Origin of the sequence: Pseudomonas sp. Rh2 (genome assembly GCF_040762985.1) — a bacterium.
Taxonomy (GTDB): domain Bacteria; phylum Pseudomonadota; class Gammaproteobacteria; order Pseudomonadales; family Pseudomonadaceae; genus Aquipseudomonas; species Aquipseudomonas taiwanensis.
Window position 1 is genome coordinate 1,184,790 of sequence record NZ_CP142890.1, and the last position, 15,522, is coordinate 1,200,311.

General features: G+C 64.0%; 16 protein-coding genes. 10 read left to right on the plus strand and 6 right to left on the minus strand.

Going from position 1 to position 15,522, the window contains the following annotated elements; genetic code table 11:
• Nucleotides 1-35: 35 nt before the first annotated feature.
• Entirely contained in the window at nt 36-692 is a 657-nt protein-coding gene (locus VXM67_RS05325) for a YciC family protein (RefSeq protein WP_023378572.1), read from the minus strand.
• 155 nt (nt 693-847) lie between these two features.
• Here VXM67_RS05325 and VXM67_RS05330 point away from each other — a divergent pair, with 155 nt between their 5' ends.
• The gene (locus VXM67_RS05330) at nt 848-1,591 is read left to right on the plus strand and encodes a DUF2076 domain-containing protein (RefSeq protein ID WP_027908000.1); all 744 of its coding nucleotides are present in this window, start codon (nt 848-850) and stop codon (nt 1,589-1,591) included.
• A gap of 63 nt (nt 1,592-1,654) precedes the next feature.
• Nucleotides 1,655-2,134: an NYN domain-containing protein gene (locus VXM67_RS05335; protein WP_023378574.1), complete on the plus strand. Its 480-nt coding sequence runs from the start codon at nt 1,655-1,657 to the stop codon at nt 2,132-2,134.
• Between the two features lie 2 nt (nt 2,135-2,136).
• On the opposite strand, the gene VXM67_RS05340 is transcribed toward VXM67_RS05335, so the two are convergent.
• Complete coding sequence (locus VXM67_RS05340; RefSeq protein WP_027908001.1) at nt 2,137-2,595, minus strand: Lrp/AsnC family transcriptional regulator; 459 nt, start codon at nt 2,593-2,595, stop codon at nt 2,137-2,139.
• 151 nt (nt 2,596-2,746) lie between these two features.
• On the opposite strand from VXM67_RS05340, the gene yedA reads away from it, so the two are divergent.
• Nucleotides 2,747-3,667: a drug/metabolite exporter YedA gene (gene yedA, locus VXM67_RS05345; RefSeq protein WP_023378576.1), complete on the plus strand. Its 921-nt coding sequence runs from the start codon at nt 2,747-2,749 to the stop codon at nt 3,665-3,667.
• Between the two features lie 56 nt (nt 3,668-3,723).
• Nucleotides 3,724-5,055, plus strand: coding sequence for a DEAD/DEAH box helicase (locus tag VXM67_RS05350; protein WP_027908003.1), 1,332 nt, complete (start codon nt 3,724-3,726; stop codon nt 5,053-5,055).
• A gap of 45 nt (nt 5,056-5,100) precedes the next feature.
• Here the strand turns inward: VXM67_RS05350 and VXM67_RS05355 are convergent, their stop codons facing one another.
• From VXM67_RS05355 to VXM67_RS05365, 3 genes are all read right to left on the minus strand, one after another.
• The gene (locus VXM67_RS05355; RefSeq protein WP_367237534.1) at nt 5,101-6,351 is read right to left on the minus strand and encodes a TIGR03862 family flavoprotein; all 1,251 of its coding nucleotides are present in this window, start codon (nt 6,349-6,351) and stop codon (nt 5,101-5,103) included.
• Between the two features lie 149 nt (nt 6,352-6,500).
• Entirely contained in the window at nt 6,501-7,415 is a 915-nt protein-coding gene (locus VXM67_RS05360) for a histone deacetylase (protein WP_023378579.1), read from the minus strand.
• A gap of 75 nt (nt 7,416-7,490) precedes the next feature.
• Nucleotides 7,491-8,180: a histidine phosphatase family protein gene (locus VXM67_RS05365; protein ID WP_023378581.1), complete on the minus strand. Its 690-nt coding sequence runs from the start codon at nt 8,178-8,180 to the stop codon at nt 7,491-7,493.
• A 163-nt stretch (nt 8,181-8,343) separates the two neighbouring features.
• Between VXM67_RS05365 and VXM67_RS05370 the strand changes: the two genes are divergently transcribed.
• From VXM67_RS05370 to VXM67_RS05385, 4 genes are all read left to right on the plus strand, one after another.
• Nucleotides 8,344-8,913, plus strand: a complete 570-nt coding sequence (locus VXM67_RS05370; protein WP_023378582.1) for a GNAT family N-acetyltransferase — start codon at nt 8,344-8,346, stop codon at nt 8,911-8,913.
• Nucleotides 8,914-9,008: 95 nt separating this feature from the next.
• Complete coding sequence (gene tesB, locus VXM67_RS05375) at nt 9,009-9,878, plus strand: acyl-CoA thioesterase II (RefSeq protein ID WP_023378583.1); 870 nt, start codon at nt 9,009-9,011, stop codon at nt 9,876-9,878.
• Nucleotides 9,875-10,465, plus strand: coding sequence for an HAD family hydrolase (locus tag VXM67_RS05380; protein WP_027908005.1), 591 nt, complete (start codon nt 9,875-9,877; stop codon nt 10,463-10,465). The genes tesB and VXM67_RS05380 overlap by 4 nt, the downstream gene beginning before the upstream one ends.
• 128 nt (nt 10,466-10,593) lie before the next feature.
• On the plus strand, nt 10,594-11,604 hold the full coding sequence (locus VXM67_RS05385; RefSeq protein ID WP_023378585.1) for an NAD(P)-dependent alcohol dehydrogenase: 1,011 nt from the start codon (nt 10,594-10,596) through the stop codon (nt 11,602-11,604).
• Between the two features lie 9 nt (nt 11,605-11,613).
• Here VXM67_RS05385 and VXM67_RS05390 read toward each other — a convergent pair whose 3' ends face one another.
• Entirely contained in the window at nt 11,614-12,306 is a 693-nt protein-coding gene (locus VXM67_RS05390; RefSeq protein WP_367237535.1) for a FadR/GntR family transcriptional regulator, read from the minus strand.
• A gap of 290 nt (nt 12,307-12,596) precedes the next feature.
• Between VXM67_RS05390 and VXM67_RS05395 the strand changes: the two genes are divergently transcribed.
• Nucleotides 12,597-13,946: an MFS transporter gene (locus tag VXM67_RS05395; protein ID WP_202675856.1), complete on the plus strand. Its 1,350-nt coding sequence runs from the start codon at nt 12,597-12,599 to the stop codon at nt 13,944-13,946.
• 18 nt (nt 13,947-13,964) lie between these two features.
• Nucleotides 13,965-15,338, plus strand: coding sequence for a glucarate dehydratase (gene gudD, locus VXM67_RS05400; protein WP_367237536.1), 1,374 nt, complete (start codon nt 13,965-13,967; stop codon nt 15,336-15,338).
• Nucleotides 15,339-15,522 lie beyond the last annotated feature (184 nt).

Sequence of the window (15,522 nt, forward strand, 5' to 3'; positions counted from 1 at the left end):
GCACCGTTGCTGAAATGGGCGGTGCCGGTCAGGTATCACGCGCCAGCTTCGCCTTCGAGCAGCATGAACAGGCGGTAGAGCACCACGGTGCTGAACAGTTGCAAGAACCCGCTGAGGCTGTCCATGGCCAGCTTGGCGGCCGGCGAAGGCTCTGCAATGGCCATCAGCAGCGTGCCATCGATCAGCCAGATCGGCGCCAGCACGCCCACCACGCAGATCATGATGCGCATGAAATGGCCGGTGGTCATCCGCGCGCTTTCGCGCATCGCTTGCACCACTGGCAGGCCGCGCAGAACCAGCAGGTACTCGGCGAACACCAGGTTGATCATGATCCACACGCCCGGGAAGATGAACAGCGCCAGGCCCGCCATGATCAGCAGCGAGCTGATCAGGATCAGCAGCGCCAGTTGCGGCCACAGCTGCACGGCGCGGGCGAACAGGTTGCGCTTGGGGATGTCCTGGCCGTTGCTGCGGGTGTCCAGGTAGAGGATCAGCGCCGCGCTGTAGAGCGGGTAGAACAGAAGACTGACCAGCATGCCGTAGGCAGGTGAGGCCTGCTCGCCCATTTGCCGGTACAGCAGTTGAGTCAGCAGGGCCTCGAGCACCACCAGTGGCAGGCACAGCGCAATGATGCTCTGCAAGTGGCGGCGGAAGAAGTACAGGGAGTCGCGCAGAACGCTCAGCGGATTCATCAGTCAACATCGCATGGCTGTAGAAGCAGGGGCCTTACTTTAGCCCAGAGCGGCCAGTTGCTAAAAAATGTTTCACCGTCTCGATGATTGAATCCTCTGGTTACGCGCCCCATCTTTGACACATCCGATGTCCTGCTCCCCCATGAGGTAGCTCCATGAACACTGAAGAACAAACCCTGATCGACGGCCTGTTCGGTCGCATCAAGCAAGCCGAGGACCCGAGCCAGCCTCGCGATGCCCAGGCCCAGGCGCGCATCGAGGACCACCTGCGACAGCAACCGGCCGCGCCTTACTACATGGCCCAGGCCATTCTGGTCCAGGAGGCTGCGATCAAGCGCCTGGACGAGCAGAACAAACAGCTCGAAGCCGAACTCAAGCAAGCCCGTGCCCAGCTCGAGGCAACCCGCAGCAGCAACAGCAGCAGCGGTGGTTTCCTGTCCAGCATCTTCGGCGCAGGCACACGCAACCCAGAGCCGGTTCAGCAACCTCAACGCCCAGCAGCGCCTGCTTCCGGTGGAGGCGGCTGGCGCGAGCCGTCCGCACCTGGGTTCTCCCAGCCCCCTGTGCAGCAGCCAGGTTTCGGTGCAGCCCCGGCCCGCAGTGGTGCCAGCAGCTTCCTCGGCGGTGCCATGCAGACCGCGGCCGGTGTGGCGGGCGGCGTCTTGCTGGCGCAGGGTATCAGCAGCCTGTTCAACCATCACTCGCAGCCGGATGAGGTGGTCGAGGTGATCAAGGAAGAACCGGCCCCGGCCAGCGACAACGGTGGTTGGAACGACGCTTCCGAGCCTCGGCAGGTCGCCGACAACGGTGGCTGGGGCGCTGATCAGGGGGGGTATGCGGATACCGACTATGGCAGCGATGACGGCGGGTTCTTCTCCGACGACGACACCTTCGTCTGACCGGTCTGGCATACTGGAGGCATTTCAGGGGTGCGTTGCGCCCCTTCCTGCCGAGAGTGAGTCGTGAAGAAGATCGCGCTGTTCGCCGATGTGCAGAACCTCTACTACACCGTGCGCCAGGCCTACGGTTGCCACTTCAATTACACCGCGCTATGGGCCGATGTGTGTCGCGAGGGCGAGATCGTCGAAGCTGTGGCGTACGCCATCGACCGTGGCGACACCAAACAACAGCAATTTCAGCAGATCCTGCGCAACCTCGGTTTCGATGTACGTCTCAAACCCTTCATCCAGCGCAGCGATGGCTCGGCCAAGGGCGACTGGGACGTGGGTATCACCCTGGATGTGATCGATGCCGCCAGCCGTGTCGACCAAGTGGTGCTGGCCTCAGGCGATGGCGATTTCGACCTGTTGCTCGAGCGCGTGATCCAGCGCCATGGCACCGAGGCGGTGGTCTATGGCGTGCCAGGGCTGACCGCGTTGTCGCTGATTCGCGCCGCCAGCCGCTACGTACCTATCGAGGGGCGCCTGTTGCTGCGCCATTGAACTCAGCTTTTCTTGCCATTGCTCTGCAGGTGATCCAGCGGCACCCGCCGTTCCACCGCGCTGGACAGAATGATCGAGGTCTTGCTGAAACCCAGCTGCGAAACGCGGTTGATCAACGCTTCCAGTTCAAGCATCGAACCCACGGCAGCCTGCATGATCACGCAAGGGTCGCCGGTCACCCGGTGGCACTCGGTCAGCTCGGGTATGCGGGCCAGCTCGTCATAGCTCTGTTGATTGCCATGGCTGGCCAGCCGCAATTCGATCACGCACTGTATCGGCAGGCCGATCTTGGCCAGGTTGACCTTGGCCGTGTAGCCAGAGATGACCCCTGTGGCTTCAAGCTTGGCCACCCTTTCCGCGACCGCCGGCGCCGAAAGATTTACCTGGCGAGCCAGTTGTGCGTAGGTGGCCCGTCCGTTTTCGAGCAGGGCGGCGAGCAGCATGCGGTCGTATTTGTCCATCTGAGGTTCCTGCTTTGCATTCAACGGCAAAATGGCCGAACAAACGTTCATTGCAAAGTGTAAGGGCGTGTTAAACGTGTTTTGTAACTTAAGTTTGCACGGAAGCCTTTCTAAACTAAGTCACCCGTAAACGGATTTCGAGTCTTTTTCCATGCCTGCCTCCCGTCGCCTTCCCTGGTTGCTCATTGGTGCCTTCCTGGCCTTGTATCTGGTCTGGGGTTCCACCTACCTGTTCATCCGCATCGGTGTCGAAACCTGGCCGCCGATGCTCATGGCCGGGGTGCGATTTTTGATTGCCGGTAGCCTGTTGTATGGCTTCCTGCGCTGGCGTGGGGTGCCGGCACCGAGCTGGACGCAGTGGCGTGCGGCAGGCGCCATCGGCTTTCTGTTACTCAGTTGCGGCAATGGCGGTGTGACCCTGGCCGAGCATGCCGGGGTTGCATCGGGTGTGGCGGCCTTGGCGGTTGCCACCGTGCCCCTCTTCACCTTGCTGTTCGGGCTGCTGTTCGGTCACCGCAACTCGCGGTTGGAGTGGGCGGGGATCGTCCTTGGCCTGGTCGGTATCGGGCTGCTGAACCTGGGGTCGAACCTGCAAGCCAGCCCCATGGGCGCGGCACTCATCCTGTTCGCGGCGGCGGCCTGGGCGTTCGGCTCGGTGTGGAGCAAAAACCTGCCCTTGCCCCAGGGCGCGATGGCCAGTGCCGCCGAGATGCTGGTCGGCGGCGCGGTATTGCTGCTGGGCAGTGCCCTGAGCGGCGAGCGCTTGACGCAGATGCCCACCGCAGCCGGTTGGGGCGCGCTTGCCTACCTGGTGTTCTTCGGCTCGATCCTGGCCTTCAGTGCCTACATGTACCTGCTCAAGCACGTACGTCCGGCGGCAGCGACCAGCTATGCCTATGTCAATCCGGCGGTTGCGGTGTTGCTCGGCATCGTCTTTGCCGGTGAGACCATTGGCGCCGAAGAATGCCTGGCCATGGCGGTGATCATTGGCGCGGTAGTGCTGATCGGCCTGCCACAGTGGCGCAGGCCGCCGCAGCCCGTGCAGCCGTTGAAAGGCGAAATCTGCAAGTAGGGTGGGGTGTTGCGGTAAACTTGCCGCCTTCGCTGAACCCCCCTGACGGTATTGCCATGAATTTCGCCAAACTCGGCCTGATCGAACCCTTGCTGCGCACGTTGCAGCACCTGGACTACAACACTCCGACCCCTGTCCAGGCCAAGGCCATTCCCGCCGTGCTGGCCGGCCGCGACCTGATGGCCGCGGCCCAGACCGGTACCGGCAAGACCGCGGGTTTTGCCCTGCCGGTGTTGCAGCGCCTGGCCCTCGAAGGGGAAAAAGTCGCCAGCAACTCGATCCGAGCGCTGGTGCTGGTGCCGACCCGTGAACTGGCCGAGCAGGTGCATGCCAATATCCGTGAGTATGCCGAAAACCTGCCGCTGAGCACCTATGCGGTGTATGGCGGTGTCAGCATCAACCCGCAGATGATGCGCCTGCGCCGGGGTGTCGACCTGTTGGTGGCAACCCCAGGGCGACTGCTGGACCTGTTCCGTCAGAATGCGGTGAAGTTCGCACAAGTGCAGACCCTGGTGCTCGACGAAGCCGACCGAATGCTCGACCTGGGGTTCGCCGAGGAACTGCAGGCGGTGTATGCCGCCTTGCCGCGCAAGCGCCAGACCCTGCTGTTTTCCGCCACCTTCTCCGACCAGATCCGCATGTTGGCGGGCCTGGCCCTGAACGATCCGCTGAGCATCGAGGTCAGCCCGCGCAACACCACGGCTTCGACGGTCAAGCAGTGGCTGGTGCCGGTGGACAAGAAGCGCAAGGCCGACCTGTTCTGCCATCTGCTGCGCAAGCAACGCTGGAAGCAAGTGCTGGTGTTCGCCAAGACCCGTAACGGTGTCGACCAATTGGTGGAGCGTCTGATGGGCGAGGGCGTGAACGCCGATGGCATTCATGGTGACCGGCCACAAGCCACGCGCCAGCGTGCGCTGGACAGTTTCAAGGCCCGCGAGATTCAGGTGCTGGTGGCCACCGATGTGGCGGCGCGCGGCCTGGACATCGACGACCTGCCACTGGTGGTCAACCTGGACCTGCCGATCGTGGCCGAAGACTATGTGCACCGCATCGGCCGCACCGGCCGGGCGGGCAACAAGGGCGAGGCCATTTCGCTGGTGTGTGCCGACGAAGTGCAACTGCTGGCCAGCATTGAAACCTTGATCCGCCAGACCCTACCGCGTCATGAAGAGCCGGACTTCATCCCCGATCACCGGGTGCCGATGACCGATGCCAGCGGCCAGGTGATCAAGAAGCCGAAGAAGCCCAAGAAGCCGAAAGAGAACAGCGCCAAGCGTGGGTTGGGACGGTGGATGGACAGTGCCGAGTCTGGCGCCTCGGAAGCCCCGGTCAAGGCAGTACGCAAGGTGCCGAGTTTCAACAGTGGGCCGCGTAAGCGTAAGCCTTGAGGTGGTCGGGGCCGCATTGCGGCCCAATCGCCGGTGAGCCGGCGCCTACCGTGCGGGTTTGGGATGGGCCAACCACTGTGCCGCAGCGCGCCCCGCTCGCAGCCCGCTGGCAAAGCACGCCGTCAACAGGTAGCCCCCGGTCGGGGCCTCCCAGTCCAGCATCTCTCCGGCACAAAACACGCCGGGTAGTTGCTTGATCATCAACCCCTCATCCAGCCCCTCGAAGCGCACGCCGCCGGCGCTGCTGATCGCTTCATCCAGCGGCCGTGGACGCAGCAACTCGATGGGCAATGCCTTGATCGCCTGTGCCAACGCTTGTGGGTCGGCAAAGGTGGCCTGGTCGGTCAGTTCGCGCAGCAAGGCGGCTTTCACGCCGTCGAGCCCCAATTGGCTGTGCAAGTGCTTGGCCATGGAACGCGAGCCTCGTGGCTTGGCCAGGGCGAAAGCGATTTTATCCACAGGCCGGTCAGGCAGCAGGTCGAGTCGCAACGTTGCTCGGCCATCACGGTTGATCGCCTCGCGAACCGGCGCCGACCAGGCATACACCAGGCTGCCCTCGACACCCTGGGCGGTAAGAATGAATTCGCCCTTGCGCGGCGCACTGCCAGGCACGCTGAGGGCGATGTTCTTCAGTGGTGCGCCGGCGAACTTGTCCTTGAGCAATGCACTCCAGCCTGCGACTTCAAAGCCACAGTTGCTCGGTTGCAGCGGCGAGATATCCACACCCCGGGCGGCCAGCAGCGGCTGCCAGCTGCCATCCGAGCCCAGGCGTGCCCAGCTACCACCACCCAACGCCAGGACTACCGCACTGGCGCATACACTCAGTTCGCCCTGTGGATAAGCAATCCGCAGGCTGCCGTCATCGTTCCAGCCCAGCCAGCGATGGCGGGTGTGGATAACCACGCCGCTGTCGCGCAGGCGCTTGAGCCAGGCACGCAGCAGTGGCGCGGCTTTCATGTCGCGGGGGAAGACACGGCCCGACGTGCCGACGAAGGTCTCGATGCCCAGGCCGTGGATCCACTGGCGCAAAGCATCGGCATCGAAGTCGTGCAGCAGGGCGTCGATCTCACCCTGGCGTTCGGCGTAGCGCGAAACGAAGGCCGGGTAAGCCTCGGAATGGGTGATGTTCATGCCACCCACGCCCGCCAGCAGGAACTTGCGACCCACCGAAGGCATGGCGTCGAACACCTCCACGGCGAGGCCGGCCTGGGCCAGGGCTTCGGCGGCCATCAAGCCAGCGGGGCCGGCGCCAATGACGGCGACCAGGGGAGGGGAGGCAGGGTGTAGATCGGACATGGTGGGGGGCAGGCTGTGGAAAAGAGCGCGCATTCTACCGCAGGCAGGCCTGTGGCGGCACTGAACAAAAAATGATCAGCACCTTGTACGCCAGGTGTTCAGAGGGCTGCAGCCGCTTTCCCGCAGGTTATCCACAAGCGGTTCCACAGTCATTGTGAACAACCGATGACTTTCGCAGCGCTGTGGTGAAGGATCCCGTGGCGCTTGGCCAGGGCCAGACGGTCCTTGCTGTAGCCGCCACCGATGACGCCCACCACTGGGATATCGCGGCCCAGGCAATGGCGCAGGACCTGTTCGTCACGCGCAGCCAGGCCCTCATCGGTAAGTTGCAGGTAACCCAAGGCATCGTCCTTGTGCACATCCACCCCAGCGTCGTACAGCACGAGGTCGGGCTGGTACAGCGGTAACAGGTAGTTGAGGGCATCGTCCACCACCTTCAGGTACGCAGCGTCGCCCATGCCTCGGGGCAACGGGATGTCCCAGTCGCTTTGCGCCTTGCGGGCCGGGAAGTTCTGTTCACAGTGCAGCGACACGGTGATGGCATCGGGGGTGTCATGGAGAATGCGCGCGGTGCCGTCGCCCTGATGCACGTCGCAGTCGAAGATCAGGACCCGGTGCACGCGCCCAGCCTCCAGCAGGTAACGGCTGATCACCGCCAGGTCGTTGAAAATGCAGAAGCCGGCGGGGTGGTCATAGTGGGCATGGTGGGTGCCGCCGGCCAGGTGACAGGCCACCCCATGGCGCAGCGCCATTTCGGCGGTGAGCAGCGACCCGCCGACGGCGCGCACGGTCCGCCGAGCCAGGGCCTCGCTCCATGGCAAGCCAAGACGGCGCTGGTCTTCGCGAGACAGTTCGCCACTCATGTAGCGCTCGATGTAGCCCCTGTCATGGGCCAGGGCGAGGACGTCGTTCGGGCAGATTTCCGGACGCAGCAGCGCCTGGTCGGTGGTCAGTCCGCTGTCGATCAGGTGATCGTGCAACAGGCGGAACTTGTCCATCGGGAAGCGGTGCTCGGGGGGAAATTCCGGGCTGTAGTCTTCGTGGTAGATCAACGGCAACGGCATGGCAGGTTCGCATTCAGGGCCAGCGGCCATCTTGCCAGCAGTTGCCGTGTCGTTGCCAATGCCAGCGTTGCAAGGCTACCGCTCGGTCGTGGCCAGTACCCGCTGCCAGTCCGGCGCGTTCATGCGCCCCAGGATCCTTGCCTTGCCGGTGCTGTCCACCGAAACGAACAGGGCGCTGGCGTATCCGCTGTCACGCTCGCCGCCAGCCACCTTCTGCGCGCGCTGGAAATGGTCGATGCAACCATTGTGGGTGACCAGCACCAGGTTGTGGCCTGGGCGCTTGCGAGCCAGCGCATCGTCGACGAACGAGCGGTCGCAGCGCTCCAGCCAATCTTCGCTGGGCACGGCTTGGCCAAGAATGAAATGAGCCGTCTGGCGTGTGCGCAGCTTGGGGCTGCTGAGCATGTCAGCGTTGGCCAGCCCCAGGTGTTGCAAGCCCTGGCCGACGCGGGTGGCGGCCTCACTGCCGGCCACGGTGATGCCGGTGGGGTCGTCCAGGCACGGGCCGGGGGCGCTGTCGCAGCGTTCGGCATGGCGGACCATGACGATCACCGCACCCTCGGCCCAGTCCTGCAGCAGGCCGCTGTCACTTAACTGTTGTTCGTTGCCAAGGTCCACGATATGCGTCCTCGTTGCCAGCCAGGTGCTCAACGCCGCCAGTATCAGGCACAGGCCGAAGGCGGCACCGAGAAGCGTGCGCAGGCGTCCACTTCGCTTGCGTTGGGTGTGGGCGATAGGGGCTTCCAGTGTGTTGCTCGACTGCATGCGTCACTCCGATGGCATGACCGCGCCAGGCGCGGCGTTGGATGCCGGCATTCTGGAAAGCGTGCTGTCGGGAGGCGGTGAAGGGGTTGTGAAAATTGCATTCAAGGCGCCCTGGCCGCGCCTACGCTTTAAACTGCAAGACCGTGAAACCGGAGCCTCATCGATGACCCCTATCTTGCATCTGGAAAGCGCACGTCTGGTGCTGCGTCAATGGCACGACGACGACTTGCGCGAGTTCGCCGCCCTGTGCGCGGACCCGCAGGTGATGCGTTATTTCCCTGCCCCCATGACGCGCCTGGAAGCGGCAGCCTTGATCGGACGGATCCGTGGTCACTTCAACGAATACGGCTTTGGCCTGTGGGCGCTCGAGCGCAAGGACAGTGGTGCCTTCATCGGCATGACTGGCCTACTCAACGTCAATTTCGACGCCCCCTTCGCCCCGGCCGTCGAGATAAGCTGGCGCCTGGCGCGGCGGCACTGGGGGTTGGGTTTCGCCAGCGAGGCGGCCTGGACGTGCCTGCGTTGTGCTTTCGCCCAATTGCGCCTGGATGAAGTGGTGTCGTTCACTACCGAGGGCAACCTGCCGTCGCAGAAAGTCATGCAGGCCATTGGCATGGTGCAGGACGTTTCTGGCAGTTTCGAACACCCCCGCCTACCCGCAGGTCACCCTTTGCGCCCCCATGTGCTGTATCGCATCGACCGGGCGCACTGGGAGCAGACCCTGCGCGGCTGAATGGTTGGCCATGCGCGGTGCCGATGACAAACCCTGTATCATTTACCCCGATGAGCGCGCCGAAGAGCTGTGATGCCTTGCTAGGAGAACCCCCGATGAGCCATGTGTTGGACGACCTGGTCGACCTGTTGAGCCTCGAGTCGATCGAGGAAAACCTGTTCCGCGGACGCAGCCAGGACCTGGGCTTCCGCCAGCTGTACGGTGGTCAGGTACTGGGCCAGTCGTTGTCGGCGGCCAGCCAGACGGTCGAGGATGCGCGCCATGTGCATTCGCTGCATGGCTACTTCCTGCGGCCGGGCGATGCCAGCCTGCCGGTGGTCTATTCGGTCGACCGCGTGCGCGACGGCGGCAGCTTCAGCACGCGCCGGGTGACGGCGATCCAGAAGGGCCAGACCATCTTTACCTGCAGTGCCTCGTTCCAGTACGACGAGGAGGGCTTCGAGCACCAGGCGCAGATGCCTGATGTGGTGGGCCCCGAGAATCTGCCCAGTGAAGTCGAGCTGGCGCGCACCATGGCCGATCACCTGCCCGAGCGCATTCGCGAGAAGGTGCTGTGTGCCAAACCGATCGAAATCCGCCCGGTCACCGAGCGCGACCCGTTCAATCCCAAGGCTGGCGACCCGGTCAAGTACGCCTGGTTCCGCGCTGACGGCAGCCTTCCGGACACCCCGGCGCTGCACAAGTACCTGCTGGCCTATGCCTCGGACTTCGGCCTGCTGACCACCTCGCTGCAGCCCCATGGCAAGTCGGTGTGGCAGAAGGATATGCAGATCGCCAGCCTCGACCACGCGCTGTGGTTCCACCGTAACCTGCGCGCCGATGAATGGCTGCTGTACGCCACCGACAGCCCGTGGGCTGGTAACTCCCGTGGTTTCTGCCGTGGCAGCATCTACAACCGCGCCGGTCAGTTGGTGGCGTCCTCCACCCAGGAAGGTCTGATTCGTCACCGCAAGGACTGGGCATGAGCCTCGCCGAGATTCGCAACTGGGTGTTCGACATGGACGGCACGCTCACCGTGGCGGTGCACGATTTCGCGGCCATCCGCGAGGCGTTGGAGATTCCTGCCGAGCATGACATCCTCACCCATCTGGCGGCGTTGCCAGCAGCGGAGGCGGCAGCCAAGCATGCCTGGCTGCTGGAGCACGAGCGTGACCTGGCCATTGCCTCCACGGCCGCGAGCGGCGCGGTGGAGCTGGTGCGTGAGCTGGCCGCGCGTGGCTGCCGGCTGGGTATTCTGACCCGTAATGCCCGGGAGCTGGCGCATGTGACCCTGGAAGCGATCGGTTTGGCGGACTGCTTTGCGGTCGAGCACATCCTCGGGCGTGACGAGGCCGCGCCCAAGCCCAGCCCAGATGGCTTGTTGAAGATCGCTGATGCGTGGGGCGTGGCCCCGGGCGAGCTGGTGATGGTCGGGGACTATCGTTTCGATCTCGATTGCGGGCGCGCAGCGGGCGCGCGAACGGTGTTGGTGAACCTGCCGGACAACCCCTGGCCTGAGCTTGCCGACTGGCATGCCGCCGACTGCCACGCGTTGCGCAGCCTGTTGGGCTGAAGGGCCTGTCGCCAACGGACAATCCGCCTGGGGCTGCGCGGCGTCCGCCGGCGATGGGGCCATTACAGACACCGCCGCCATTGCTGGCTAAGCTCCTGTTCTGCTTCCCCATCCAAGGAGTTCCAGCCATGAGCAGCAAGGCCATCTACGTCCAACCCGGCGGCGGCTACGACAAGGTCCAGGTCGGCACCTGCGAGGCCCCGGCACCAAAGGCCGGCGAGATCACCGTGCGCCTGCACGCCAGCTCCCTCAACTACCATGACTTCGCCGTGGTCAGCGGCATGTGGGGGCCGAGCGAGCGGCGTATTCCCATGGCCGATGGCGCGGGCGACGTGGTTGCGGTCGGCGCGGGTGTCGATGAATTCAAGGTCGGCGATGCTGTGGTCAGCACCTTCTTCCCAGGCTGGCTCGACGGCCAGGCCCAGGTCGAAGGCTTCGCCAGCGTCCCCGGTGATGGCATCGACGGTTACGCCCGCGAACACGTGACCGCCCGTGCCACCGCCTTCACCCTGGCCCCCAAAGGCTACAGCCATGCCGAAGCCGCCACGCTGACCACCGCCGGCCTCACCGCCTGGCGTGCGCTGATGAGCGATGACCACCTCAAGCCCGGTGACACGGTGCTGGTGCAAGGCACCGGTGGGGTGTCGATCTTCGCCCTGCAATTCGCCAAGTTGGCCGGCGCGACGGTCATCGCCACCTCATCCAGCGACGCCAAGCTCGAACGCCTCAAGTCGCTGGGCGCCGACCACCTGATCAACTACCGCACCACCCCCGCCTGGGGCGAGCAGGTGCGCCAGCTCACCGACAACCGGGGTGTCGATCACGTCATCGAAGTGGGCGGCCCTGCGACCCTGGAGCAGTCGATGATCGCCGCACGGATCGGCGGGCATATCTCGCTGATCGGCATCCTCACCGGGGTGGCAGGGCAGTTGCCGCTGGTGCAGGCGCTGGTACGGCAGATCCGCCTGCAGGGCGTGCTGGTGGGCAGCCGGGCGCAGCAACAGGCGATGGTCCGGGCGATCGATGCCAATGGCCTGCGGCCTGTGGTAGACAAGCACTTCGAACTGGAGCAGATCGTCGATGCGTTCCGCTACCAGGAGAGCAATCGCCATTTCGGCAAGATCTGCCTGACCTGGTAACCCGTTCGGTCAGTCCGGCAACAAACGGTCCCGGCTGTTGGACAGGTGCAAGCAGATCGCCGCCCGCGCCGCATCTGGGTCCTTGCGCCGAATGGCATTGAGGATGGCCTCGTGTTCGAGGTTGGCCAGGTAGGCATGGCGAGCCAGGTTGGCGCCCGAACGCTCGTTCAGGGCCATGCGGTTGCGCGGGATCATGCCATTGCCCAACTGCATCATCATCTCGGTGAAGTACAGGTTGCCAGTGGCTTCGGCAATCAGCAGGTGGAAACGCCGGTCGGGCTCGATACAGCTGTCGCCGGCCGCTGCCAGGTCCTGGTAATCGTCCAGCGCCTGGCGCATGCGCTTCAGGTGCTCGTCGCTGCGGCGCAGGGCGGCGAGGGCGGCGGCCTGGCCTTCCAGGCCGATTCTCAACTCCAACAGATCGCGCACACTGGCGGCGTTCTCTGCCGCCACCCGCAAGCCCGTCTGGGCCTGGCGCTCGATCACGAAGGTGCCGATCCCGTGGCGTGGCTCCACCAGTCCCGACGCCTGTAGCTTCGACAAAGCCTCGCGTACCACCGTGCGGCTGACGCCATGCTCGCGCACGAGCGTGTTTTCTGAGGGCAGCTTGTCACCGGGCTGGAAGGTGCCCAGCAGAATGTGTTGGGTCAGGCTCGAAACCAGGTCGTGGGCGCGGCTGTGGCCACGGGAGTAGGTGTCCATGGGTTTTCCTAGTAGCCATTAACTTGTATGACAAGTTAATGCATCGAAATATTTTTTGCAGATTTTTTGTATCGAAGACGGAGTGGTCTTGCCGCTGTTTTAACGAATATCGCGCAATTTAGGCTTTTTGCAGCTTGTATTTTGCCATTTAGACGGTTTTTCACGTCTTGTCGTACAACTGCCCGGCGAATATGCTCGTTCCCACTGGCCTGTCAGACAACCCCGGCGGACTGCCTCCCGCCGACGACAGCCTCTCGACCCGCACAAAAACAATTAGTGGGAGATTTCACGTGAACGACACCCTCGATCCGTCCGCCCGAAGCGGTGGCGACGCGTTGGCCAGTGCCGTGGCCAAGGTCAAGCGCCATGTCCTGCCGCTGTTCGTCATCATGTTCATCGTCAACTACCTCGACCGCGTCAACATCGGTTTCGTGCGCCCGCACCTGGAAAGCGACCTTGGCATCAGCGCGGCGGCCTACGGTTTCGGCGCAGGGCTTTTCTTCATTGGCTACGCCCTGTTCGAAGTGCCGTCGAACATGCTGTTGCAGCGTGTCGGTGCACGCCTGTGGCTGACCCGCATCATGTTCACCTGGGGGCTGGTCGCTACGGCCATGGCGTTCGTGCAGAACGAAACCCAGTTCTATGTACTGCGCTTCCTGCTGGGGGTGGCCGAGGCCGGTTTCTTCCCAGGGGTCATCTATTACTTCACCCGTTGGTTGCCAGCTGCCGAGCGCGGCAAGGCCATTGCCATCTTTCTCAGCGGTTCGGCAGTGGCATCGCTGATTTCCGGGCCCCTGGCCGGCGCCTTGATGCAGATTCAGGGCATGGGCCTGCACGGCTGGCAGTGGATGCTGTTCATCGAAGGCATGGTCTCGGTGGTGCTGTGCTTCTTCGTGTTCTTCTGGCTCGACTCCAAACCACAGGACGCCAAGTGGCTGAGCAAGGCCGAGCAGGATGCCCTGGTCGAAACCATCGACCGCGAGCAGCGTGAGCGCGAGGCGGGCGGGGTGGTGAAGGTGTCGGCCTGGCGACTGCTCAAGGACCGTCAGATCGTGCTGTTCTGCGTGATCTACTTCTGCATCCAGCTGACCATCTACGCAGCGACCTTCTGGCTGCCGAGCATCATCAAGCGCATGGGCGAGCTGTCCGACATTCAGGTGGGCTTCTTCAACTCCATCCCCTGGCTGATCTCGATCCTGGCGATGTATGCCTTCGCGGCAGGCTCGGCGCGCTGGAAGTTCCAGCAGGCCTGGGTGGCCGCCGCGCTGGTGGTCGCGGCCATCGGCATGTTCATGTCCACCACAGGCGGGCCGGTCTTCGCATTCGTCGCCGTGTGTTTCGCCGCCATCGGTTTCAAATCGGCCTCGTCGTTGTTCTGGCCAATCCCCCAGGGGTACCTGGATGCGCGGATCGCTGCGGCGGTGATCGCCCTGATCAACTCCGTCGGCAACCTCGGTGGCTTTGTCGCTCCCACCACCTTCGGCCTGCTCGAGCAGCAGACCGGCTCGATCCAGGGTGGCCTGTATGGCCTGGCGGTGACCTCGGTGCTGGCAGCGATCCTGGTGTTCTTCGTCCGCACCCGCCCCAACACCTCCTCGAACAGCCTCAAGCCGCAGTCGGCGTTGAGCCAGACCCACTGAACCTGCAGGAAACCCTACATGAACATGCAGAGCACTCTAGAATCCTTCAGCGGCTCCCCGGTACACACCGCCACCCCAGTGGTCACCGACCTGCGCGTGATCCCGGTGGCCGGCCACGACAGCATGCTGCTCAACCTCAGCGGTGCCCATGGCCCGTACTTCACCCGCAACGTTGTGGTGGTGCGTGACAGCGCTGGCAATACCGGCCTGGGTGAAGTGCCTGGCGGCGAGAGCATTCGCCAGACCCTGGAGGACGCCCGCAGCCTGGTGGTCGGCCAGCCCATCGGCCACTACCAGCGCGTGCTCAACGCCATGCGCCAGACGTTCGGCAACCGCGACGCTGCTGGTCGTGGCCTGCAGACCTTCGACCTGCGCATCACCGTGCACGCGGTGACGGCCATCGAGTCGGCCTTGCTCGACCTGCTTGGCCAACACCTGGGGGTGCCGATGGCAGCACTGCTGGGTGAAGGCCAGCAGCGCGAAGCAGTCAAGATGCTGGGTTATCTGTTCTACATCGGTGACCGTCAGCAGACCAGCCTGGCCTACCGCAACGAAGCCGACGCCGATAACGACTGGTTCCGCCTACGCCACGAAAAAGCCCTGACCCCTGAGGCTGTGGTGCGCCTGGCGGAAGCTGCGAAGGCGCGTTATGGCTTTGGCGACTTCAAGCTCAAGGGCGGCGTGCTGCGTGGCGAGGAGGAGATGGAAGCGGTCACCGCCCTGGCCGAGCGCTTCCCTGAGGCACGCATCACCCTGGACCCCAACGGTGCATGGTCACTCAAGCAAGCCATCGCCCTGTGCCGCGACAAGCACGCTGTGCTGGCTTACGCCGAAGACCCATGCGGTGCCGAAAATGGCTACTCGGGCCGTGAAGTGATGGCGGAATTCCGTCGTGCGACCGGGCTGCCGACCGCCACCAACATGATCGCCACCGACTGGCGGCAGATGGGCCACGCGATTCAGTTGCAGTCGGTGGACATTCCGCTGGCCGACCCACACTTCTGGACCCTGCAGGGTTCGGTGCGTGTAGCGCAGATGTGCAACGACTGGGGGCTGACCTGGGGCTCGCACTCCAACAACCACTTCGATATTTCCCTGGCCATGTTCACCCAGGTGGCGGCCGCGGCGCCGGGCGAGATCACCGCCATCGACACCCACTGGATCTGGCAGGACGGCCAGCGCCTGACGCGCGAGCCGCTGCGCATCGTCGACGGCCATGTGCGCGTGCCGCAGCGCCCCGGGCTGGGCGTGGAGCTCGATGAAGACCAACTGGCCAAGGCCCATGAGTGCTACCGCAACATGGGGCTCGGCGCACGGGATGACAGCGTGGCGATGCAATTTCTGATTCCGGGCTGGACGTTCGATCACAAGCGGCCCTGCCTGGTGCGCTGATTCCAATCTGCTCGCGAAAGCCCTTTCGCGGATAAACCGCTCTTACAGGCACGGCGCCGTCCCCAACAACCGCCGGGATCCTGTAGGAGCGCGTTTCACCTGCGAACCCCGGCGAAGCCGGTGCCATCCTCCCGGGAACGTCTACTCCGCACTTAACGCCGCCCCGCAGGCTCACGCCGCCCCA